Genomic DNA, 21,493 nt, shown 5'->3' with positions numbered 1-21,493 from the left:
GGAGGGCTCCCGTACCGCTCCCGCCTCGGGGACCGGCACGGACAGCGGCACGGACACCGGTACGGACACCGGTACGGACAGCGGCGTACGACCGGCTCCGCCCGAGGTCGCGCGCCCCTCCCCCGCGCGGCGGAAGGGACGGCCCGAGGTCCGGCCCGGGAGCTGATCTCCCGGGGGCCGGAACGGACCAGGATTCCTGTCATGGCCCTGAAGCTGATCCACACGCCCCCGCCCGTCGACGACACCGAGCGCCCGGTCCCCCGCTGGGCGGTCCGTCTCGCGTACGCCCTGCCGCTGATCCTGCTGCCGTCGTGCCTGTGGCGGCTGCCGTTCGCCGTGCACTTCGAGATGGGCCAGCTCCAGACGGGCGGCCTTCCCCCGTACTGGATCAGCGTTCCTTACGTCCTGCTGCTCAGCGTGCTCACCGAGGTGATCGCGCTGCTGACGATCGGACTGGTCAGGGGGTGGGGCGAGACGGTGCCCGAGTGGGTCCCGTTCATCGGCGGCAGACGCGTCCGGCCGTCGGCGGCGACGGTCCCGGCGATCGTCGGCGGTCTGCTTCTCACGGCGATCTTCACCAGCCTCCCGCTCGGCGGCGGACGCGTGCTGACGTTCTACGGCGTGGCCGAAGGCGTCGGCTACACCAGCACGGCCTGGCAGACGCTCGCGACCGTCTGCGTCACCCCGATCGCACTCTGGGGCCCGATCACCATCGCGCTGGCGATCGCGTACTACCGCCGCCGGACGACTCCGGCCGGCTGACGGCGGTACGCGTCCCCTCGCCCGGGTCACCGCAGGGCGTCGGCGACCTCCCGCGCGGCGTCCACGACCCGGGGCCCGACGCGCTCCGGAATGGTCTCCGCGAGCAGCACCACCCCCACGCTCCCCTCTATCCCCGTCACCCCCACGAGCGGCGCGGCGGCCCCGCTCGCACCGGCCTCCAGCTCGCCGTGGGTGAGGGTGTAGCCGGGCCCGTCCCCGGGCCCCTGCCGGGCGGCGAGAATCGCCTTCCCGGCGGCCCCCCGGTCGAGCGGATGCCGGAACCCGGCCCGGTAGGCGACGTGATAGTCGGTCCAGGTGGGCTCGACCACGGCCACGGCCAGGGCCTCGGCGCCGTCGACGAGGGTCAGATGCGCGGTCGCCCCGATGTCCTCGGCGAGCGCCCGCAGGGCGGGCATGGCGGCCTCCCGTACCAATGGGTGCACCTGCCGCCCCAGCCTCAACACCCCGAGCCCGACCCGGGCCCGCCCGCCGAGATCACGACGGACCAGAGCATGCTGCTCCAGGGTGGCGAGCAACCGGTACACAACGGTGCGATTCACACCGAGCCGGGCGGACAGTTCGGTGACGGTCAGCCCGTGATCGGTATCGGCGAGCAGTTTGAGGACACGCAGTCCCCGGTCGAGCGTCTGGGAGGTCTCCGCGGTCACGAGGCCCTCTCCTTCGGAGTGAGTGACGGCGAGAACCCCCCGGCTGACGCGACACCGTCCCGCCGGCGACGCACCGAAAGGCCCGCCGGCAGGCCATGGCACACCGGATGGGCTCCGTGGCTCCACTGCCACGGGGCGCATGATTTGGTGACGCGGACAGTAGCGAGCGGGTCCGCTCAGCGGAAGACCTCGTCCAGAATCCGGTCCCAGGACGTGGTTCGCCGCCCGGTTACGAATCATTTGCCGCTTCCTCACCGGGGTTCCGCCGGGCGTTCACCTCGGTCGGGGAGGGGCGGCGGGCGGCACGGAGGGGATCCCCCCGCGTGTGGGGCCGCCCCGGGTCGCAGAACCCGGCGCACTGTCCACGAGAGCCGGTGGGCCACCGGTGCGGGACAGCCGCCCATGCGGTCAGTTCCGTACCGCGCGGCCGAACAGCGTGCCGATATGACCGGGCTCGGGGGCGTCGATCTCGCAAACCTCGACATCGACGAATCCGGCGCCCCGGAGAAGGTCGGCCCAGACGTCCGCCGGGTGGCTGTAGCGGTAGGTGAACATCGCGGGACCCGCGAAGCCACCCTTGTACATGCCTTGCGGGCCGTACGCGCCGGGGATCGCGGGCGGCTGGGAGAAGGCGAAGACCCCACCGGGGTTGAGCCTGGCCGCGACGAGCGGGAAGAGGCGCTCGGGGTCGGTGAACCAGACCGCGCCGAAGATCGAGTAGGCGGCGTCGTAGGTCTCTACGGAGTCCGTGAGGTGATCGACGATCTCGGCGCAGACGAAGGTGGCGCCCAGGTACGACCACCGTTCCGCGGCCTTCCGGACGGCGACCGGGGAGAGGTCGACCCCGGTGGCCTTGACCCCCTGCTGGGCCAGGCAGGCGAGGTGGCGGCCGGTGCCGGGCCCCATCTCCAGAACGGATTCGGGCTTCCCGAGGACCTCTGGGCCCGGGCCGTGCCCCTGATACTGCGTCCAGCAGAAGACCGGTTCATCGTCGGAAAGGCCCTTCCAGGCACTTTCGGCGAAGGTGTCCCAGAGGGCTCGCTCGTGGTCGTAGTTGTGAGGTGCCGTCACCGCGGATTCCTTCTCGGGGAGGGAGGCGAACGCCTCCGTCCGGTGAGCGGGCGGAGGCGTCCACGATATGGGGTCAGTGGCTGTCGGGGACCTTGTCGTCACAGGGCGAGCACTCCGCACCGTCCATCGCCCACAGTTCCTCGTCGGCACGGAAGCCGTTCGACCTGAGGAAGTCGGCGGTGCGGATCACGAGCCCGTCGCCACGGCGTCGGATGAGCGGGGCGTGGTGCCTGTACCGGCCGTCGTTGTAGAGCCGGCAGATCGCGAAGTACACGGGGGTGTCGAGGATCAGCTGATGCACACCGATGTCGACGGTCTTGCCGACGCCGAGATGCACTTGCGGGTGCTCCATGGCGGTGATGGTGTAGGCGATCGCGTTGTCGAGAACGCGCTCGGCCATGTCACGGACCATGACGTGGTCGCGCAGCAAGAGCCTGATCTCGCGCTCGTACAGATCACCATCGGGGCCCATCTCCTCGAAGACGTTGTACGTCTTCTCGGTGACGTGCGGGCGGACCGCGTTGAGCAGCGCGCGGGGATCCCGGTAGCCGGTTCGGGACGGCGTTTCGGCGATGACGGACATGGGGGCTCCTCTCCACTCGTCGTCGTCCGGGGTGACGTATCCGCTCGTCGAGCCCGTCGTCGTTCGCCACCCCGGGCGTCTCGTCGTGGTCGATCGTCGCGACGGTCACCAGGGGCGGTGACCGCGACGCAGCCCTCCGCTCACGAAAGCCGCCCCCGCCCGGACCCGGGCCCAGACGCCGACCGCCCTCCCCGCGCCCGCCGGGCGGACCGGGCGAACTGCGGCTCGGACTCGCCGTCGACCCCGTCGACCCCATCCAGCGCCCTCGCCGCTGCGAGCGCCATTCGCCGAAAGACCTCCGGGGGAATACCCGAGGTCTCGATGACCGCTTCGGCCCGCTTCTCGCACTCCCGCGCACCGCAGTGAACCGGACTGGCCGCCAGATCCGGCAGAGACGGGTAGTACAGCGACTCCGGCGGCAGATACTCAGCCCCGCACCCCACGCATCCGAACCATGTGCGCATCAGCCACTCCTACTCGCGGATAGGAATTTTCCCGCTCCCGGCACAACCACTGCACGCCCCGGTCCACTTGTGGGTGACGGGTTCCTGACGACCGTCCTCGTCCAGACCTATCGTGTGCCGCTCATGCTCCGTCAACCCGGTCCCACCACACGCCGTACACGACCGCTCACTCACGACACCAGCATGCTGGAAGTCAAGGGATCCCGCACCACCGCCTCGACCCGCCGGCGACCTGCGGAACCTTCTCCGGGGCTGAGCGGAGCGCAGTATTGTCGACGCTCGGCACAGAGGGAGGGGGTGCGGAGCATGTGGGTCGACCGGGAACGACCACCTCCCGTTTCAGGCGATTTGAAACTTACGCCGGAATCGGCGCTAGTAATGAAAAACGCCATGTCCGGCTGAGAAAGCCGCAGGTGAGGAAGTGCGCTCCCCGCGCGTGCGGGGATGTTCCTGGGCGACGGCTGGGGCGGCTACGACCTCATCGGCGCTCCCCGCGCGTGCGGGGATGTTCCTACATCGGTGCTCTCCAAAGCCGCACAGGAAATGCGCTCCCCGCGCGTGCGGGGATGTTCCACCCCGGATGACCGTCAGCACGGTCGCCGCTGCGCGCTCCCCGCGCGTGCGGGGATGTTCCCGGGGTGGCCCGGAAGAACATTCTGATCATCGCGCGCTCCCCGCGCGTGCGGGGATGGTCCCTGCGGATCGTTGACCAGTTCGTCGTTTCGGATGTGCTCCCTGCGCCTGCGGGGATGGAAGTTCCACGTACCCGTAACAACCGGGGAGGGGCCTTGCGCGTGCCCTTTGCGCCCGTCACCGCGTCAGCAAGCCCCTGGTGCGTCACCGTCCAGACCCGCCCCGTGAAGCAGTTCGATGACCCGTTCCTCGTACCGGAGGCGGGCCGGGGAGAAGTCGTACGGCATCATGCCGATCGCCTTCATCGCGCTTCCACCCGGGGGCACCTCGCCTGCTTCCTCGCCCTTCTCGTCCTCCTGGTCCAGGAGGGCGTCAAGCGCCTCGTCCAGGCCGGACTCGGCAATTGCAGCCTCCAGAGCCGTCTCATGAGCACACCGCCGGGCGGCCAGGGCCTCAATACGAGGGTCGTCGGGCGACACTGTGTCGTCCAAGTCCGCCTCCGCATCGACCAAGCGGTCCTCCTCCGACCGCAGTTCGGGGTGGGTGGCCAAGGTGATGAACCGGTCGGCCTGTGCCGCGGCGCCCAGGGGACCGAAGACGCGCTCCGTGACCAGCAGGGCTTCAAGATCGGCCGGGCGAAGTGCCCCCGGCGGCAGGTCGCGCAGGCGGTCACCGACCAGCGGTGAGAGCAGGCCCAAGGGGCTGCCCAGCTCGCGGAGGCGGTGCACGGCGGCCCGCTGGGCTTCGATGGCCGCCGCCTTGGCGGCGAGGGATTCCTCGAGCCCGGCCAGGGACTGTTCGATGCCCATGGCGCCCTCGAAGCCGGATCGGATGTCGTCCAGGGCGATACCCGCGTCGGTCATCTTGCGGATCCACAGCAGGCGGATCATGTCGTCGTATCCGTAGCGGCGGCGGTTGTCGCCGCCGCGTTCCGGCTCGGGGAGGAGCCCGATGGCGTGGTAGTGGCGGACGGCACGCGGCGTAGTGCCGGCGAACCCGGCGGCGTCGCCGATCTTGACCCGGCGGGGGATGGCGGGAAGGGGCATGCGGGGGAACCTCTCGACGGCGTACTCGCCACCCACTGGACCATATGCCGCTACGGCATCTGCAAGCCGCGCCGCCACAGGGGGCACCGGGGTGCGTGAGGCGGGTGAGGAGGCTGCGGGTTTTGAGGTGATCGCGCCAACTCGCTGAGATTCCGGGCCGTACTCCTCCGTACCAGTGGCGGAGGAAGTCACGCCGGATCGACCATCGCGGCGCGCCCTCCCGTAACCCGACTCGGGCCCCGCACCCCCTGCGGGACCAGGGCATTCCCGTCAGGAGCCCCCCATGGACATCGATTCCGCCTCCCCCTCCCCCACCCGGGTCGACGCAGTCGTCGTCGGCGCCGGGGCCGCCGGGATCTACCAGCTCCACCGGCTGCGCGAACAGGGCCTCCGCACCCGGGTGTTCGAGGCCGGTGACGACATCGGCGGTACGTGGTTCTGGAACCGCTACCCGGGTGCGCGCTGCGACATCGAGAGCCTGTCGTACTCGTACTCCTTCTCCCCCGAGCTGGACCAGGAGTGGGTGTGGAGCGAGAAGTACGCCACGCAGCCGGAGATCCTGAGATATCTCCACCATGTCGCCGACCGGTTCGACCTGCGGAAGGACATCACCCTGCGCACCCGCGTGACGCGGGCGGTGTACGACGAGGAGAGCCGCCACTGGGAGGTGTCCACGGACACCGGGGAGCGGGTGATCGCGCGGTTCGTGGTGATGGCGGCGGGCTGCTCGTCCACGCCCAAGGACCCGGGGGTTCCGGGCGCGGCGTCGTTCGCGGGCGATACGTACCAGACCGCGCGCTGGCCTCGTGAGGACGTCGACTTCGCCGGGCGGCGGGTCGCCGTGATCGGCACGGGGTCGTCCGGGGTGCAGATCATCCCGGAGATCGCGAAGCGGGCCGCCGAACTGACCGTCTTCCAGCGTACGGCCGCCTTCACTCTCCCCGCCCGGAACCGGCCGATCGACGCGGCCGAGCTGGCGGAGCACAAGGCCCGCTATCCGTGGTTCCGGACGGAGCAGCGGCGCTCCAAGGGCGGCAGTGTCGTGGAGATGCCGACGGTTTCGGCGCTGGAGGTGAGCGAGGAGGAACGTACGGCGGCGTACGAATCGGCCTGGCAGGCGGGGTTGCTGAGCGCGATGCTCCGCTCGTACACCGATCTGCTGGTCGACGAGCGGGCCAATGAGACGGCGGCCGAGTTCATCCGGGCCAAGATCCGGGCGACGGTCGCCGACCAGGAGACGGCGGAGCGGCTTTCCCCGCGCGGCTTCGCCTTCGGCACCAAGCGGCCCTGTCTGGACACCGACTACTACGCCACGTTCAACGAACCGCATGTACGGCTGGTCGACCTGGGCCGGACGCCAATCGAGGAGATCACGGCGAAGGGGGTACGGACCTCGGAGCGGGAGTGGCCGGTGGACGCGATCGTCTTCGCCACCGGGTTCGACTCCTTCACCGGGTCGTTGACGGCCGTCGACATCGTCGGCAAGGACGGGGCGCGGCTGAGGGACCGGTGGGCGGCGGGCCCGCGCAGCTATCTGGGGCTGATGTCGGCGGGCTTCCCCAACCTCTTCACCGTTACCGGGCCGCTGAGCCCGTCCGTGCTCACCAACATGATGGTCTCCATCGAGCAGCATGTGGAGTGGATCACCGACTGCGTCACCTACCTCCGCGAGCAGGGAGTAGCGGAGATCGATACGACGCCGGAGGCCGAGGAGGAGTGGGGCGCGCATGTCGCCGAACTGGCGGCGGGGACGCTCTATCCAACGGCCGCGTCCTGGTACACGGGGGCGAATGTGCCGGGGAAGGCGCGGGTCTTCATGGCGTACGTGGGCGGGCTGGACCGCTATCGCGCGAGGTGCGCGGCGGTGGCCGAGGAGGGGTACGAGGGGTTCGTACTCTCGGGCCGGACCGGCGCGGCGGATGGTGCCGGGGGCGTTACGGCGGCGGGGCCCGTACGTCCCTGAGACCGAGGCGGGCGGCCCCCGGCCGGCGGCGATTCCGTCGCCGCCGGGGGTGCTCGCCGTTCGGGCGGGGTCCCCGTACCGGCAGATTGTCGACGGCGGTCGGACGACGGCTCCGCTACGACTCCGGAGCCCTCGTCCCGCGCCCGTGCCTCGGGCACTTCATCCGAGGGACTTCTCAATGGCCTCGAAGATGTCCGCGTCGGTCTCCTGCTGCCAGGTGGGCAGGTCGGGCCAGTCCGCCACGTACCCGGGCTTCGGGTCCTCGAAGTGCTTGAACATCTGGGCGGTCCAGCAGGTGGCGACGAAGCGTCCCCTCTGCTCGCGGGACAGGCGGGCGGCGTACCCGTCGCTGATCTCCACGAACTGCCGGACCTGCTCGTAGACGGCGCGGGCCGCCTGCCGCTCCCACTCCGGGGTGTCCTCCCAGGGGGTGACGTACCCGGGCTTCGGCTCACCCGGGAAGTGCTGCCGCACTCCCGCGATCCACGCCTCGCGGAACAGTCGTGCGCCATCCGGATGCGACATATCGCTCCTTCTCGTCTCGGAGATTCCAGTGCGGCGTCATCGCTCTCGGCTCCGCCGCAGGACGGTCATGGGTCAGTGTTCCGAACTTGCCGGAGGACGGATATGGCGTTCCCCATGCGGGTACGGCCCCGGCACAGGCACTCGGACGCCGGGTGCGCGAGCCTCGCCGCACAGTTCACCCCGCAGCGCTGAGCGTGTCGGCGAGTACCATTCGCCCCGGGGTGTCGTGGGGCAGCGACCGGTAGAGCGCCAGTGTTCGGGTCCTGGTCAGCCCGGTGCGATACGCCTCCGGCAGGTCGCCGTAGACCCGGGCCGCGAGTGCGGCGGCGGTGGCCCGGTCGCCGTCGTGGGCCCGGCACGCGGCTTCGTCGATGGTGATCAGCGCGCGGGTCATGAGGGAAGGCGTACGCGTCAACGCGACAGCCGCCTGTTGGGTCTCGTACGCCCGACGGGTCTCCCCGAGGTGGGTGAACGCCTGGGAGAGGTGGACATGGTGCTTTTGCAGGGGGTAGCCGAACCAGGTGTCCGCACGTTGCTGCGGAGTCAGTCGCTCGGCCAGCCGCTCGACGTCGGCCACCGCTTCGAGCGCGCGTTGCCGGTCGCCGCCGACCGCGTAGGCACGAGCGGCGACCGCCGAGGCGAGTGCCGCTGGGGCGCTCGGTGTCGAACCCGCCAAGTGGCGGGCCCGGTCGGCGAGTCTCGCCGAGACGGCCGCTGCTCCGTAGTTGAGCGGAACCATGGCCTCACGGGCGAGGACCCAGGCGTGCAGCAGCCGGTCACCGGATTCCTGGGCGGCCCGGGCGGCGGTGGCGCTCCAGCGGTGGGACTCGCGGTGCTGCCCCAGATCGTGGAGGACGATGGCGACCATCCCCGCCATCTGCCCGGTGACATGGGTCAGCACGGAACGGTCCGCGTCCCGGTGCGGCCGGGTCAACAGTGGTTTGAGGTCATCGAATTCAGCGACCAGGTCCCAGAGAACGTCCGCCGGGGCTTGGCCGTGATATCCGTGGCCGTACCGCTCGGCGGTCGATTCCCAGTGGTCGAGGTCGGTGGTCCGCTCCGACGCCAGGGCAGCGTCGATGTCATTGCGGGTGGTCGTGAGTGCGGCGAGCCCGGGGCCTGCCATTCCGGCCGCGAGCGCGCCGCGGAGAACGGCGCGGCGCTTCATCGGATCGTCTTCCTGTCGGGTGTGGTCGGTACTGGGTGTCGGCACGGTTTCCCATGGGCGGGATGCCAAGCCTAGGCGGGCGCCGGGGATTCCGAGCCCGTCCGCGACGCGCTCCAGCACCGGTAACGAGGTAACCGTCCCATCCCCCCGCGCCATGCGGCTGACGCGTTCCGGGCGAAGGTCGCACGCCTCCCCGATGCGGTTGAAGCTCAGGCCCGCATCGGTGTGGGCCAAGGCGAACAGCGCGCCGACATCGCGGCGTTCCAGCGCGGAAAGAACGCGCGGGTCGTCCAGCAACACGGCTGGAGAGCAGTCGGCGACAGCGGTTCCATTGTGGCCCCCTGGCTGAGCGGCGGTACCCCCACGAGGGGTACCCCCATGATGGGCCCCTCTCCGCGTGGTTACCGCAAGGCCGCGACCGTTCTTCAATGGCCCGGCGACCTGGTCCGAACCCGGCTGTCGCTTTCGCCGCCTGCTTTCAGGCGCCCGGCGGACCGGGCCGGGAACGATCCCCCGGCTGGACCAAGCGGCTTTCCCGAAGGAGCTGATCAGCCATATGCGTGACTCTGCCGTCCGCCCGTCCACCCGCGCGGGGAGCCCAACTCCTCGACAGCGTGCGGTGGTCACCCCGGGCTCCCGGCGGGTAGCCGACCGAGCCCGACATGACGTACACCCCTCTCGCCCGCCCCGGAGGCTCCCCGCGTGCCCGGTATCGCCGTCACGCGGGCCGGTTGAAGAAGTCCGCAGCACGCTCGTCGAGTTCGAGCACACAGCGGGCTCCGCGAGCGCGGAAGGGCGTCATCTCCCGCCGCATCCGGCTCACGGCCTTCTCGGTCCGGGCCGACCGGACTCCCAGCATATGGTCGAGCGCCCGGTTCCAGGTCGCGCAGGCTTGCTCGATGCCCCCGGTCCTGAGCTGCATTTCGGCGCTCGCGACGAGGTCGAGGGCGACGATCCGCGCGTAGGTCGTGGCGGGACGGGCCGCTGCCGCCCGCTGGTACTCGGCGGCGGCTGCCCGGTGGTCGCCGAGCGTCTCGTGGACCTTGGCCGTGCGCGAGTGCACCGACGCGGCAGGCGGACCCCACGCCAGTGCCCAGAAGGGGAGTTCGTCACCGCGTTCCGCGTCCAGCAGGGCATGGGCCCGCCGGGTCTCCGCGAGGGCGGAGCGCCGCTGTCCGGCCTTCGCCAGGGTGTGGGCGTGGACCACGCGGAACAGCGCCTCGGTTGCCGGATCGACCTTGCCCTTGGCCCGGTCCAGGCCGGTCTCGGCGAGGGCCCGGCAGTGCTCCGGCCGGCGCAATTTGAGCCCCTGCATGGCCATGGTCCGCATCACGAAGCCGTCGTGGCCGGGGATCCCGGATTCGACGGCGAGGGCGTAGGACTGGAGGTAGTAGCGCTGGGCGAGGCCCTGCTGACCGGCGTCGTACGACTTCCAGCCCAGCAGATGTACGCCCCGGCTCGCGGCGGACAGCATCTGGCGGCGGCTCTCCTCGTTACGGAAGTTTCCCCGGACGAAGGAGGCGACGTCGTCGGAGAGGTACTGGACGAGGGCGGTGCGTCCATGACGTCCGCCGTGCCGCTCGTCCATCTCCGTAAAGAAGTGGATCATGTCGCGGACGGCGGCGACCTCGGCCATACCGACTCCGCGTCCGGTCCGGGCGGCCTTGGCCCGGTCCGCCATCTCCTCGACATGGGCAAGCGGGAGAGCGGCTGCGGCCACCGAGTACGCCGACGACGTGAGCAGTCGACGGCGGTCCAACTCGTACCGCCACATCGGCATCAGGGTCTCGATCGGATCCGAGACCAGGGACAGGCCCGCAGCTCCAGCGTCCCCCTCGGCCATCTCTGCCGTCAGGCCGAGTGCCGCTGGGGTAATGACCCGGCCGATCCTGCGCGAGAGCGCGAGAGCGAGATAGCGCGCGGTGTCTCCGGCGGGCCGGACGCCTGAGAGCCAGTGCTCAACGGTGCTCTTGTTCGTCCGCAGGGCGACACCGCACTCGGCCGCCACCGCCCGCACCCCCGCCGCCAGGGCCGCATAGGTCAGATCCGACTCGGTCACAGCATCGCGGAGCTTCACATTCGGAGTGCGCGCGGCCATCACAACACCTGCCCGTATACCCGATATACCGCTTCTTCCGCCCACCACCGTATCGATCCGTGGGCATTCCGTAGTTGTCTGATTACGGGCTCGGCGCTGTGAACGCCCAAGGCGGCAACCGGCGTCGACCACCCGTACGGACCGACCACAGACGTCGGCCGAGCAGATCACCGATACAGAGACGCCCCGGCGGACCAGTACCTCGCCAGGTGATCCCCCGGGGCTCGACCAAGCAGCTTTCGAGGAGCTGATCAGCCGTATGCGTGACTCTATCGTCCGTCCGTTCGCCCGTATCGGGCGAACGACTCCCCGACAGGCGAGGTGGCCCCGGTGACCCTGGAGAGCCTGCTCGCCGAACCCCGCCGCGCCACCGACCCCGTCGAATGCCAGGTCTGCGCGCGGGAGACCGACGCGCCCGTCGAGGTGCGGCCCGGCCTCACCACCTGCCCCGAGCACATCCTCGACGTCTACGAGAACCGGGCGGTGGCGGGATGAACGAGCCCGAGCTGCCCGTGTTCCGGGGCCGCGTCGTTCCATGGATCACCCCCTGGTCCGGAGCGCCCAACCTGCCCGAGCCGCTGGTACTCGCCCCGCTCGGCCGGGGCATCGCCTACGCCGACGAGGGCGTGCACGACCGGACGTACGACGGTGTCCTCCTGGCGCGCGGGCGCGGCCGGCGTGCCACCGACGCCGCAGGAGTTCCCCTCTACGACCAGGTCGACCCCCGCCGCCAGCACAAGGCCGCCGACCGGCTCCTCTGCCAGGTCTGCGGCAGCAAACCGCCACCGCATCCGGAGGGGTTGCTGTGGCTGCTCGCCGGAGCGGAAGGTTCGGTGGAGGAGTCCCTGACCCTCACCCCGCCCCTCTGCCCCGATCCCTGCGCCCGGCTCGCCCTCCGGCAGTGCCCGGCCCTCGCCCGGAGCCACGCGGCCGTACGAGTCGGCTTCCCCCGGCCCTGGGGCTACCACGGTGATCAGTACGCCCCCGGCCCCGACGGCCTCCCGGCCACCACCGCGACCGCCGTCCATCTCCCCCACGAGGACCCCAGGCTGCCCTGGCTCCTCGCCGACCTCGCCGTTACCCAACTCATGGGCTGCACGCCCGCGTACGACGTGGGGAACGCGTCATGACCGTCCCGCCCGATACCGCTGCGGGGTTTCGGCCGGTGAGCAGTGCGCGGCTTCAGCATGCGGCGCTCGGTGACGCGGCCGAGGCGCTGGACGCTTACGAGGCGGAGGAGGACCTCGTACGCACCCTGCACGCTCTCGGCTTTCCGGTGCGGGAGGTCGCACGGGCCACCCGTGCCTTCCGGCTGCGGGCCGTCACCCACGCCGCACGGGACTTGGGTATCGCGCAGGTCCTGGAGATCGGCCCCGGACTCCCACCCCGTTCCACCCCCGCCAGCCACCATCTGGTCCAGCGCCACCACCGCCGGACCAGGGCCCTCTACGTCGACCACGACCCACTCGCCGTCACCCACCTCACCACCGCCTACGAGACCGAGGAAACGGGCGGCACGGTCCGCACGGTCCTCGGCGACCTGCGCACCCCACAGTCCGTCCTTGAGCAGGCGGCGGCCCACCTCGACCTCACCCGCCCCGCCGCCCTGGTCGCCACCGCCGTCCTCGACACGATCTACGACCACGACCACCCCCACACCGCCGTACAACACCTCCTCGACGCCCTCCCGACCGGCAGCGCACTCATCGCCACCCACCTCACCCACGAACACGATCCGGAAACCGTTCACCGGGCCACCCGCACCCTCCAGATCGCCGGACTCCCCACCCGCCCCCGTTCCTTTGAGGACATCGCCGCCTTCTTCAACGGGCTCACCCCGGTAGGCCCCGGCCTCGTTCCCGCCAGCCAATGGCACCCCACTCATTCTGACGATCAAGCCCCGCCCGAGGACCACTCCTACGCCGCCACCGGACTCCTCACCTGAAAGACGATCCGTGCACACGATCCACATCACCGGCGCGTTCACCATCACCCCGCCCATACCGCCCGAGTCGACCCGGGGCACCCTCTACCACCCGGAGACACCGGAAGAACCCCCTTACGGCTGCGACCTCATCCTCCGCCTCGACACCACCGGCCACGCCACACACCTCCAACCCCGACGCCACCACACCCACGCCCTCACCCACCAAATCCAGCACGCCATCAACACCTACCCCCACCACACCATCACCGGCCAACTCCACTGCCACGGCCCACAACCCGGCACCCCATGGCACATCACCATCACCAACAACCACCCCACAGAAACGCACCACAGCACACCCGAGACGCCCTGACGCACCGCACCACACCCCGTATCGTCAACACCCAACACCGACGAACGAGGACGGAAAGCCATGGGGCACAACAAGGGTCAACGATCGACTAGTTCTCCCCATGTGCCCCATACGCCGGAGTCGGCACTAGTAATGAAAAACCACACCCCCGCCTGACAAACCCGCAGGTCGGAAACGGTGCTCCCCGCGCGTGCGGGGATGTTCCCCGGGGATCGCCCGGCTTCCACTCCTCCACGTCGTGCTCCCCGCGCGTGCGGGGATGTTCCCCGGAGGTTGTCGGGGCTTCCGTTCTGTGGCTGGTGCTCCCCGCGCGTGCGGGGATGTTCCTCCTCGTAGGGAGATGCCCATGTGGGCCAGCATGTGCTCCCCGCGCGTGCGGGGATGTTCCCGGACGGCTGGAGCCGATCAGGTCGGCGGCCTCGTGCTCCCCGCGCGTGCGGGGATGGTCCTGCTCCGCCTGGGGCGGCCAGACCACCGACAACGTGCTCCCCGCGCGTGCGGGGATGGTCCCAAGCGGCGCGTCTACCCGCCCACGGCCACCTAGTGCTCCCCGCGCGTGCGGGGATGGTCCTCGGCCCGCTACGCCGCGACGTACGCCCTGGAGGTGCTCCCCGCGCGTGCGGGGATGGTCCCTACGCTCGCCATGTGCGGAGAGTATCCCTTCGGTGCTCCCCGCGCGTGCGGGGATGGTCCCGGCCGTAGGCCGGGCTCACGACGCGACCCGCTGTGCTCCCCGCGCGTGCGGGGATGGTCCCCGCAAGTCCGCCGTGTTCGCCGCCCTCACCAAGTGCTCCCCGCGCGTGCGGGGATGGTCCTATGGCCCAGAAGATCAAGGCGACCCGCACCCAGTGCTCCCCGCGCGTGCGGGGATGGTCCCCAGGGCTGCGCCAAGGGCGACGCCCTCACCTTGTGCTCCCCGCGCGTGCGGGGATGGACCCAGGGCCGTGTAGTCGTTCGTGACGAACTTGCTGTGCTCCCCGCGCGTGCGGGGATATCCCTCCGCTGCCGATCACTCACCAGGACTTGGCCGATCTACGCTGAATCCACAGCACGTCGGCCAACCGACGCGGATAGCGGGACTGGATCGCACGAGACCGGATAGGCGATTACCGAAGCCATCGCCGTCCACCGCGAAGGAGTGTCCTATGACCTCACGTGACATCCCACACCATTCTGCGGACCGGCTGCACGGACTGGTCGAAGACATTCACGCCCGGCAATCGCTCTCCGCCGAATGGCGCGACGCCTTCGTCAAGGTGCCCCGGGAGATCTTCGTACCGGCCTGGTACGAGCACGGCCTCGACGAACGCGGCATCTCGGTATGGCAGCTGCGGGACGGCACCGACGATCGCGATCGTTGGCTGCAGGCGGTGTACAGCGACGACACCCTGGTCACAGCGCTCGACCTCGCGACCGCCGAGCGGGTCGATGACCGGTCGTGGACCGGGGTCGCGTCCTCCTCCAGCACCGCTCCGGGGCTCTTGGCAGAGATGCTGGCCGAGCTACGAGTCGAATCCGGGCACCGCGTCCTGGAGATCGGCACGGGGACCGGTTACAACACGGCCCTCCTGAGCGCGCGCCTCGGTCCGGAGATGGTGTACTCCATCGATGTCGACCCCGGCCTGGTCGAGACGGCGCGAACACGGCTGGCGGAACTCGGATACGCGCCGCTGCTCGCCGTCGGTGACGGGCGGAACGGCCATCCGGCGGGCGGTCCGTACGATCGCGTGATAGCTACCTGTTCCGTGACCCAAATCCCGGAAGCATGGATCCGGCAGACCCGGCCCGGCGGCATGATCCTCACAGACCTCGCCCTGGGTATCGACGGAGGACTCGTCCGGCTGATCGTGAACCCCGACGGCAGCGCCACCGGACACTTCACCGCAGCCTCCGGCCGCTCCATGCCTGCCCGGGCCGATGCCACGACCTACCCCGTTCGGGAGCGTGCCGTGTACCGACCGGAGTCCGGCACCCGACGCGCGGCAGTCAGCGCCGCCGACATCCAGGAGCAGTACGCCTTCCGAATCGCTCTCTCCCTGGCCCTCCCCGAGGCGGAACTCGTCTACCACCTCGACGACACGGGCCCGACTTACATCCAAATCCAACAGCCGGACGGCTCCTGGGCCCGTACCCCCGTCGATACGACCGATCCCCCGACCGTGACCTACGGCGGCGACGGCACCCTGTGGGAACGTGTCGAGACGGAGTGGGCACGATGGAACGAGCAGGGCCGCCCGGACCATACGACCTACGGCATCACCCGGGCCCCCGACGGGACAATGCGAGGCTGGCGTACGTCCGACAATTGCGTTTGGCCCGTGGGATAGACGAACGCCGAACGCGGTACCAACCGCCAGGGCGCCGACGGCACCTCCGGACGCGGCTACAGGGTTACGCCCCGCCCGGTATCGTCAGCGCTCAGCACGACGAACAGGGGGAAGCGTGCCGCACAACAAGGCCCAGCGGCCGTCCCGTTCACACCATCCGCGGCTTTCGCCCGAGTCGGCACTAGTGATGAAAAACCGCACCCCCGCCTGACAAACCCGCAGGTGGGAAACTGTGCTCCCCGCGCGTGCGGGGATGGTCCCGGCATCCACATCGGCGACCTCCTCGCCCACGCGTGCTCCCCGCGCGTGCGGGGATGGTCCCATCCCGGTGGTGGACCTGAGATAGGCGCTCGGAGTGCTCCCCGCGCGTGCGGGGATGGTCCCCGGAACACCTCCGGTTACACCCGGCCTGATCCGTGCTCCCCGCGCGTGCGGGGATGGTCCTCCGCCCGACCCAGTACGGGCGGTGAGGGGAGCGTGCTCCCCGCGCGTGCGGGGATGGTCCGGAGTGGGAACCGCGGTCCTGGCCGTACGCCGGTGCTCCCCGCGCGTGCGGGGATGGTCCCGACCCGCCCGTCCCGGACCACCGTGATTCGCTGTGCTCCCCGCGCGTGCGGGGATGGTCCCCCCGTGCCGGACCTGGACCGGGCCTGCCACGTGTGCTCCCCGCGCGTGCGGGGATGGTCGCCGAGGCCGAGCAGGCTGGAGCGTGCTCCCCGCCCCCGCGGGGTCCTCCACGCCGGAACCGGGCGGCCCGGGAAGGGCACGCCACAGCCCATCAGCGCGCCCGCCACGAACTCACCCCGCCCCGGTCACCGCATCCGCGTCGCCCACTCCTGGACCTTTTTGATCCGTTCGCGGATCTGGCCCGCCGTGGCCTCGGCGCTCGGGGGGCCGCCGCAGACGCGGCGGAGTTCGGTGTGGATCACGCCGTGGGGTTTGCCGCTCTGGTGGACGTAGGCGCTGACCATGGTGTTCAGCTGCTTACGGAGTTCCAGCAGCTCCTTGTGGGAGACGACCGGGCGGCGTTCGGCGGGGAGTTCGAGGAGGTCGGCCTCCTCGTCGGGCTTCTTGCGGCTGTGGGCGATCTGGCGGGCCTGGCGCTTCTGGAGGAGCATCTGGACCTGGTCCGGTTCGAGCAGGCCGGGGATGCCGAGGTAGTCCTGTTCCTCCTCGCTGCCCGGGTGCGCCTGCATACCGAATTCGGCGCCGTTGTACATCACCCGGTCGAAGACGGCGTCGGACTCCAGCGCCTCGAAGGGGAGCTGGTCCTGGTCGCCGGTGTCCTCGTCCTGGGCCTTGTTGGCCTCGTCCATCTCCTTCTCGGACTCGGCGTACGGGTCCTCCTCACCGTCCTTCTTGGGGCGGTCGAGGACATGGTCCCGTTCGACTTCCATCTCGTTGGCGAAGCCGAGGAGCATGGGGATCGTGGGGAGGAAAACGGACGCCGTCTCGCCGCGCCTGCGGGAGCGGACGAAGCGGCCGACGGCCTGGGCGAAGAACAGCGGGGTCGAGATGGTGGTGGCGTACACCCCGACCGCCAGCCGGGGTACGTCGACGCCCTCCGACACCATCCGGACCGCGACCATCCAGCGGTCGTCGCTCTCGCTGTACTCGTCGATCCGCTTCGACGCGCCCGTGTCGTCGGAGAGGACGACCGTCGCCTTCGTGCCGGTGATCTCCCGGATCAGCTTGGCGTACGAGCGCGCCGAGTCCTGGTCGGCGGCGATCACCAGACCGCCCGCGTCCGGGATGGACTTGCGGACCTCGGTCAGCCGCTGGTCGGCGGCGCGCAGCACGTTCGGCATCCACTCGCCGCGCGGGTCGAGCGCCGTCCGCCACGCCTGGGAGATCGCGTCCTTGGTCATCGGCTCGCCGAGCCGGGCCGCGACCTCGTCGCCGGCCTTGGTGCGCCAGCGCATGTTGCCGCTGTACGAGAGGAAGATGACGGGCCGCACCACCCCGTCGCCGAGGGCGTGGCCGTAGCCGTACGTGTAGTCGGCGGCGGAGCGGCGGATTCCGTCGTTGCCCTCCTCGTAGGTGACGAAGGGGATCGGGTTGGTGTCCGACCGGAACGGCGTTCCGGTCAGCGCCAGCCGCCGGGTCGCCGGGTCGAACGCCTCCAGACAGGCCTCGCCCCAGGACTTGGAGTCGCCCGCGTGGTGGATCTCGTCCAGGATGACCAGCGTCTTCCGCTGCTCGCAGCGGTTGCGGTGGAGCATCGGGCGGACGCCGACGCCCGCGTAGGTCACGGCGACGCCGTGGTACTCCTTGCTGACCGGACCGGCGCTGTAGTCCGGGTCCAGCTTGATCCCTATCCGTGCCGCCGCGGCGGCCCACTGCTTCTTCAGATGCTCGGTCGGGGCGACCACGGTCACCTGCTGGACCACATGGTGGTGGAGCAGCCAGGACGCCAGCGTCAGCGCGAAGGTCGTCTTCCCGGCGCCGGGCGTGGCGACCGCGAGGAAGTCCTTGGGCTGCTCCTGTACGTATCTGTCCATGGCCGCCTGCTGCCAGGCACGCAGCTTGCCCGCCGTGCCCCAGGGGGCGCGGCCGGGGAAGGCGGGGGAAAGATGGTGGGAGTGGGAGGCGGTAGTAGTCACGGTCTCCGGTGCAGCGATTCGGTGGGCGGCGGGTCGTCCGGACACGGGCGCGACGCGTCCCGGCCGGGCCCTCGGGGCTCGGTATGACAACCGGGCCACCCTACCGGTGCGCTCGCGGCGGCCCGGGCCGGACGAGGCCGCCGCCTCGGCGGGTGCGACCTAGCTCACATGTACGAGTGCCCGTACGAGGCCGGTACGCCCCGGAGTCCGCGCCCCCGCCCCCCACGCGCCCGTCAGGCCGTCGTCGGGGCCTTCGCCGGCTCCGTCGGCTTCACCTCAGTCGCGGCCGGGGCCGGGGCCGGTGGGACCCGCAGCCGGGTCGCGACCCAGGCGCCGATCAGGGCGACCACGGCCATCGGGACGAAGACCACCGCGAAGGCCGCCGGGTGCGAGCCGCCGGAGTCCGCCGCCGTCGTCGCGTGGTGGGCCACCGAGCCGCCGCCGAGCGCCGCGAAGGCCGCGCCGCCCGCCGCGAGCAGCATGATGTTGGAGAGGCCGTCGGAGATCTGGAGCGCGGCCGAGTTGGACCCGGCCTCCTCCGGGGCGGAGAGCTTCAGCAGCAGCACACTGGTCGAGGCGATGACCATGCCCATGCCGAAGCAGCCGATTCCCCAGCCGACGGCGAGGGTCCACACCGGGACGGAGTCGATCAGTACGAGCGGGGCGCCCGCGATCGCCGCCGCGCAGAGGATCATGCCGGTCGACACCATCCGCTCCCGGTACGGCTCCATCCGCGGCCGGGACTGGAGGTAGGAGCCCGCCGCCCAGGTGAGGCCACCCGCCGCCAGGGAGAAGCCGGCCATCGTCGGGGAGAGGTCCCGCTGGGTCACCAGCATCAGCGGGATGAACGATTCGGCGGCGATGAACGCGCCCGCCGCCAGACCCCGCAGCAGCACCACGGACGGCAGCCCGCGGGCGGCCCGGTAGGTGCCCTTCGGGAGCAGTCCGAGGACGGCGGGCACCAGCAGCGCGGCGCCGGCCGCCGCCGGGAGGAGGGAGAGCCAGACCAGGTCCTGGGCCGAGTACTGGAGCAGTCCGGCGCCGAGGGAGATACCGAGCGCCAGCCGGATCCGGCGGCGGTCGAACGGCGGCCGGGGCGCGGTCGGGTCGGCCGGGCCCGAGGCCATCCGGCGGATCTCCGGCAGCGCCAGCGCCAGCGGGAAGACCACCAGCGCCGGGATGCCGAGGAAGACCCAGCGCCAGCCGAGCTGCTCGGTGATCGTGCCGGAGGCGAGCGGTCCGACGATCGAGGGGATGATCCAGCTCGCGGCGAAGGCGGCGAGGATCTTGGGCCGCAGATGTTCGGGGTACGCGCGTCCGATGATCACGTAGAGGCTGACGATCACCAGTCCGCCGCCGAAGCCCTGGACGGCCCGGCCGAGGATGAAGAGCCACATCGCGTTGGCGGTGCCGGAGAGTACGAGTCCGGCGCCGAAGGCCGCGATACCGGTGGCCAGCGGGCGCAGCGGGCCCTCCCGGTCGGCCCACTGGCCGGCCAGCACCATCGCGAGGAGGCTGGTGGTGAAGTAGGAGGAGAAGGCGAAGGCGTAGACCTCGACGCCGTTCAGCTCGCGGGCCGCGACGGGCATCGCGGTGCCGACGGCGGTCGCCTCGAAGGCGATCAGCAGGACGACGGCGATGATGCCGACACTGAGCGACCGGTAGGTACGGTCCAGGACCCCGTCGGTCTCCGAGGCCGGGGGCGGGACGGGGCCCGGGGCCGTGTCCGCGGCGACCGGACCCTCCTGGATCGGGGACTGTGCCCGGGGTATGACGGGGCCGGTGGCTTGTGGGGTGACCTCCGGGTCACGGGGTTCGCGGGCGCTCATCAGCCCAGGGTAAGTGGCAAAACCGGAGATCGTCCCTGTCGGGGGACGGGGATCGCTCTGGTCCCTTGGTCCTACGCCTCCGAAGCCCTCCCCGAGCCCGGCGCCGGGCGGGCACCGCGCGCTCCCCCGGTATACCCGGGAGGGGTTTGTGAACGGAGCATGGCGGTTGTATTGCGGGGCGCCTTGATCCCTTGGCCCGCGCCCGCGCGCCCCCATACGGTCGTGACCAGGGAGACCCCCGCGACACCGGCGGGGGAACCCCACGACCGTGTACCCGAGTGGTTCAGGGCCTCGTCTGCAAAACGAGTTACGCCGGTTCGAATCCGGTCACGGTCTCGGTACGCGCGCGCTCATGGCGGGCGGACCATGGCAACACGGGAAACGGACCCGGTCGTCCCCTACGGCGGAAGGTGGACGGCCGGGTCCGTGGCGTTTTCCCCGCCCGGTCCGGTCCCCCGGGCGTCAGGACACCCGGGCCTCGTCCAGCCGCGCCAGGATCGCGTCCACCGTCTCCGCGACCGTCAGACCGCCCGAGTCGAGCCACAGTCCCGTACGCGGTGTCTCGTCGCGCAGGATCCCGTCCATCCCCTCCGGCGTCCAGCCCAGCCCGTAGCCCGTCTTCTCCCGGGCGTCCTCGCGGGCCGAGATCACCTCCGGCCGGGGCGCGAGCACGACGACGAAGAGGGGGCGGGTCCGGACCATCGACACGTACTCGGGGAGGGCGTCCCCGATCACGATGTCCTGGACGACGGCCGTCAGACCCGCGTCCGCGTACAGGTCGGCCGCCGCGGCGGAGATCCGGTGCCGCAGGCGGAGCTGTTCCCGTACGACCTCACGGGCGTCGGCGTCGGCGCTCATCTCCGCCGCGCCGGAGACCATCATCCGGCGGAAGGTGTCCCCGCAGACATGCGCGGACCGGGGCAGGCGCTCGGCGAGGGCCTGGGCGACGGTCGACTTCCCGGCGGCCATGACGCCGGTCACGAGGACGACGGAGGAGTCGAGGGGGTGGAGAGGGTGGAGGGGGGTGGGGTGATCGGTCATGATCCGACGCTATGTCCCTGCGGGGTGCGCCCTCCACGTGTTTTCCCGGCTGCTCGTACGGGCCCGCGCCCCGAGCGGCCCCGCCTGCGTGAGCGCCTTGTGCCGGGGCGAACCCGTCTGCCCCGGCAAGCGCCTTGGCCCTCCGAGTGAGGCCCACGCCACCCGCCCAGCCGGGCGAATGCCGTCGGGCGACCGCGCGCCGCCTGTGGCTTGTCGCGCAGTTCCGCCCCCTATGCCTTCGGCAATGGGGGGACCCCCAGCGCCTTGGCCCTCCGAGTGAGGCCCACGCCACCCGCCCAGCCGGGCGAATGTTGCCGGGCGACCGCGCGCCGCCTGTGGCTTGTCGCGCAGTTCCGCCCCCTATGCCTTCGGCAATGGGGGGACCCCCAGCGCCTTGGCCCTCCGAGTGAGG

At 70.9% G+C, this 21,493-nt stretch carries 17 protein-coding genes, 1 tRNA gene and 3 CRISPR repeat arrays; of the genes, 8 read left to right on the top strand and 10 right to left on the bottom strand.

What is annotated here, in order from left to right:
- Nucleotides 1-201: 201 nt before the first annotated feature.
- Nucleotides 202-762: a hypothetical protein gene (locus tag ABZ714_RS06705; protein WP_358824052.1), complete on the top strand. Its 561-nt coding sequence runs from the start codon at nt 202-204 to the stop codon at nt 760-762.
- 26 nt (nt 763-788) lie between these two features.
- Here ABZ714_RS06705 and ABZ714_RS06700 read toward each other — a convergent pair whose 3' ends face one another.
- The 4 genes from ABZ714_RS06700 to ABZ714_RS06685 form a co-directional block, all read right to left on the bottom strand.
- Nucleotides 789-1,430, bottom strand: coding sequence for a helix-turn-helix domain-containing protein (locus ABZ714_RS06700; protein WP_358824051.1), 642 nt, complete (start codon nt 1,428-1,430; stop codon nt 789-791).
- Between the two features lie 408 nt (nt 1,431-1,838).
- On the bottom strand, nt 1,839-2,501 hold the full coding sequence (locus tag ABZ714_RS06695) for a class I SAM-dependent methyltransferase (protein WP_358824050.1): 663 nt from the start codon (nt 2,499-2,501) through the stop codon (nt 1,839-1,841).
- A 73-nt stretch (nt 2,502-2,574) separates the two neighbouring features.
- On the bottom strand, nt 2,575-3,084 hold the full coding sequence (locus ABZ714_RS06690) for a hypothetical protein (RefSeq protein ID WP_358824049.1): 510 nt from the start codon (nt 3,082-3,084) through the stop codon (nt 2,575-2,577).
- A gap of 887 nt (nt 3,085-3,971) precedes the next feature.
- Nucleotides 3,972-4,300: a CRISPR direct-repeat array (repeat unit 24 nt; unit sequence GCGCTCCCCGCGCGTGCGGGGATG).
- 66 nt (nt 4,301-4,366) lie between these two features.
- Nucleotides 4,367-5,227, bottom strand: a complete 861-nt coding sequence (locus tag ABZ714_RS06685) for a MerR family transcriptional regulator (RefSeq protein WP_358824048.1) — start codon at nt 5,225-5,227, stop codon at nt 4,367-4,369.
- A gap of 283 nt (nt 5,228-5,510) precedes the next feature.
- Here ABZ714_RS06685 and ABZ714_RS06680 point away from each other — a divergent pair, with 283 nt between their 5' ends.
- Nucleotides 5,511-7,190, top strand: coding sequence for an NAD(P)/FAD-dependent oxidoreductase (locus ABZ714_RS06680; RefSeq protein ID WP_358824047.1), 1,680 nt, complete (start codon nt 5,511-5,513; stop codon nt 7,188-7,190).
- 159 nt (nt 7,191-7,349) lie between these two features.
- Here ABZ714_RS06680 and ABZ714_RS06675 read toward each other — a convergent pair whose 3' ends face one another.
- From ABZ714_RS06675 to ABZ714_RS06665, 3 genes are all read right to left on the bottom strand, one after another.
- On the bottom strand, nt 7,350-7,715 hold the full coding sequence (locus ABZ714_RS06675; protein WP_358824046.1) for a hypothetical protein: 366 nt from the start codon (nt 7,713-7,715) through the stop codon (nt 7,350-7,352).
- A gap of 175 nt (nt 7,716-7,890) precedes the next feature.
- A complete protein-coding gene (locus ABZ714_RS06670) occupies nt 7,891-8,883 on the bottom strand; it encodes a hypothetical protein (RefSeq protein ID WP_358824045.1) in 993 nt (330 codons plus the stop codon).
- 718 nt (nt 8,884-9,601) lie between these two features.
- The gene (locus tag ABZ714_RS06665) at nt 9,602-10,981 is read right to left on the bottom strand and encodes a hypothetical protein (protein WP_358824044.1); all 1,380 of its coding nucleotides are present in this window, start codon (nt 10,979-10,981) and stop codon (nt 9,602-9,604) included.
- A 330-nt stretch (nt 10,982-11,311) separates the two neighbouring features.
- Here ABZ714_RS06665 and ABZ714_RS06660 point away from each other — a divergent pair, with 330 nt between their 5' ends.
- From ABZ714_RS06660 to ABZ714_RS06640, 5 genes are all read left to right on the top strand, one after another.
- A complete protein-coding gene (locus tag ABZ714_RS06660) occupies nt 11,312-11,476 on the top strand; it encodes a hypothetical protein (RefSeq protein ID WP_358824043.1) in 165 nt (54 codons plus the stop codon).
- Nucleotides 11,473-12,111 carry a hypothetical protein gene (locus ABZ714_RS06655; RefSeq protein WP_358824042.1) on the top strand — a complete coding sequence of 213 codons (639 nt, stop codon included), beginning with the start codon at nt 11,473-11,475 and terminating at the stop codon, nt 12,109-12,111. Before ABZ714_RS06660 ends, ABZ714_RS06655 begins: the two co-directional genes overlap by 4 nt.
- Before the next feature lie 35 nt (nt 12,112-12,146).
- Nucleotides 12,147-12,926: an SAM-dependent methyltransferase gene (locus ABZ714_RS06650; RefSeq protein WP_358824041.1), complete on the top strand. Its 780-nt coding sequence runs from the start codon at nt 12,147-12,149 to the stop codon at nt 12,924-12,926.
- Between the two features lie 10 nt (nt 12,927-12,936).
- The gene (locus tag ABZ714_RS06645) at nt 12,937-13,281 is read left to right on the top strand and encodes a hypothetical protein (RefSeq protein ID WP_358824040.1); all 345 of its coding nucleotides are present in this window, start codon (nt 12,937-12,939) and stop codon (nt 13,279-13,281) included.
- Nucleotides 13,282-13,458: 177 nt separating this feature from the next.
- Nucleotides 13,459-14,275: direct repeats of the CRISPR family, unit length 24 nt; unit sequence GTGCTCCCCGCGCGTGCGGGGATG.
- 151 nt (nt 14,276-14,426) lie between these two features.
- Nucleotides 14,427-15,608, top strand: a complete 1,182-nt coding sequence (locus ABZ714_RS06640) for a methyltransferase domain-containing protein (protein WP_358824039.1) — start codon at nt 14,427-14,429, stop codon at nt 15,606-15,608.
- Nucleotides 15,609-15,840: 232 nt separating this feature from the next.
- A CRISPR array of direct repeats spans nt 15,841-16,346; the repeat unit is 28 nt; unit sequence GTGCTCCCCGCGCGTGCGGGGATGGTCC.
- Nucleotides 16,347-16,420: 74 nt separating this feature from the next.
- Here the strand turns inward: ABZ714_RS06640 and ABZ714_RS06635 are convergent.
- Nucleotides 16,421-18,211 carry a DEAD/DEAH box helicase gene (locus ABZ714_RS06635; protein ID WP_358824038.1) on the bottom strand — a complete coding sequence of 597 codons (1,791 nt, stop codon included), beginning with the start codon at nt 18,209-18,211 and terminating at the stop codon, nt 16,421-16,423.
- Nucleotides 18,212-18,444: 233 nt separating this feature from the next.
- Nucleotides 18,445-20,040, bottom strand: a complete 1,596-nt coding sequence (locus tag ABZ714_RS06630; protein WP_358824037.1) for an MFS transporter — start codon at nt 20,038-20,040, stop codon at nt 18,445-18,447.
- Between the two features lie 264 nt (nt 20,041-20,304).
- On the opposite strand from ABZ714_RS06630, the gene ABZ714_RS06625 reads away from it, so the two are divergent.
- Nucleotides 20,305-20,376 (top strand) — tRNA-Cys (locus ABZ714_RS06625).
- A gap of 126 nt (nt 20,377-20,502) precedes the next feature.
- Here ABZ714_RS06625 and ABZ714_RS06620 read toward each other — a convergent pair.
- Complete coding sequence (locus tag ABZ714_RS06620; RefSeq protein WP_358824036.1) at nt 20,503-21,081, bottom strand: AAA family ATPase; 579 nt, start codon at nt 21,079-21,081, stop codon at nt 20,503-20,505.
- Nucleotides 21,082-21,493 lie beyond the last annotated feature (412 nt).

The organism is Streptomyces sp. NPDC006798 (genome assembly GCF_040635975.1).
Taxonomy (GTDB): domain Bacteria; phylum Actinomycetota; class Actinomycetes; order Streptomycetales; family Streptomycetaceae; genus Streptomyces.
This window is presented reverse-complemented; position numbering and strand designations above follow the sequence as displayed.

Bases quoted from the DNA above. Each gene is read 5' to 3' on its own strand.
- ABZ714_RS06685 (WP_358824048.1), bottom strand. From the start codon at position 5,227: ATGCCCCTTCCCGCCATCCCCCGCCGGGTCAAGATCGGCGACGCCGCC.
- ABZ714_RS06630 (WP_358824037.1), bottom strand. From the start codon at position 20,040: ATGAGCGCCCGCGAACCCCGTGACCCGGAGGTCACCCCACAAGCCACC.
- ABZ714_RS06690 (WP_358824049.1), bottom strand. From the start codon at position 3,084: ATGTCCGTCATCGCCGAAACGCCGTCCCGAACCGGCTACCGGGATCCC.
- ABZ714_RS06675 (WP_358824046.1), bottom strand. From the start codon at position 7,715: ATGTCGCATCCGGATGGCGCACGACTGTTCCGCGAGGCGTGGATCGCG.
- ABZ714_RS06705 (WP_358824052.1), top strand. From the start codon at position 202: ATGGCCCTGAAGCTGATCCACACGCCCCCGCCCGTCGACGACACCGAG.
- ABZ714_RS06655 (WP_358824042.1), top strand. From the start codon at position 11,473: ATGAACGAGCCCGAGCTGCCCGTGTTCCGGGGCCGCGTCGTTCCATGG.
- ABZ714_RS06665 (WP_358824044.1), bottom strand. From the start codon at position 10,981: ATGGCCGCGCGCACTCCGAATGTGAAGCTCCGCGATGCTGTGACCGAG.
- ABZ714_RS06670 (WP_358824045.1), bottom strand. From the start codon at position 8,883: ATGAAGCGCCGCGCCGTTCTCCGCGGCGCGCTCGCGGCCGGAATGGCA.
- ABZ714_RS06620 (WP_358824036.1), bottom strand. From the start codon at position 21,081: ATGACCGATCACCCCACCCCCCTCCACCCTCTCCACCCCCTCGACTCC.
- ABZ714_RS06680 (WP_358824047.1), top strand. From the start codon at position 5,511: ATGGACATCGATTCCGCCTCCCCCTCCCCCACCCGGGTCGACGCAGTC.
- ABZ714_RS06640 (WP_358824039.1), top strand. From the start codon at position 14,427: ATGACCTCACGTGACATCCCACACCATTCTGCGGACCGGCTGCACGGA.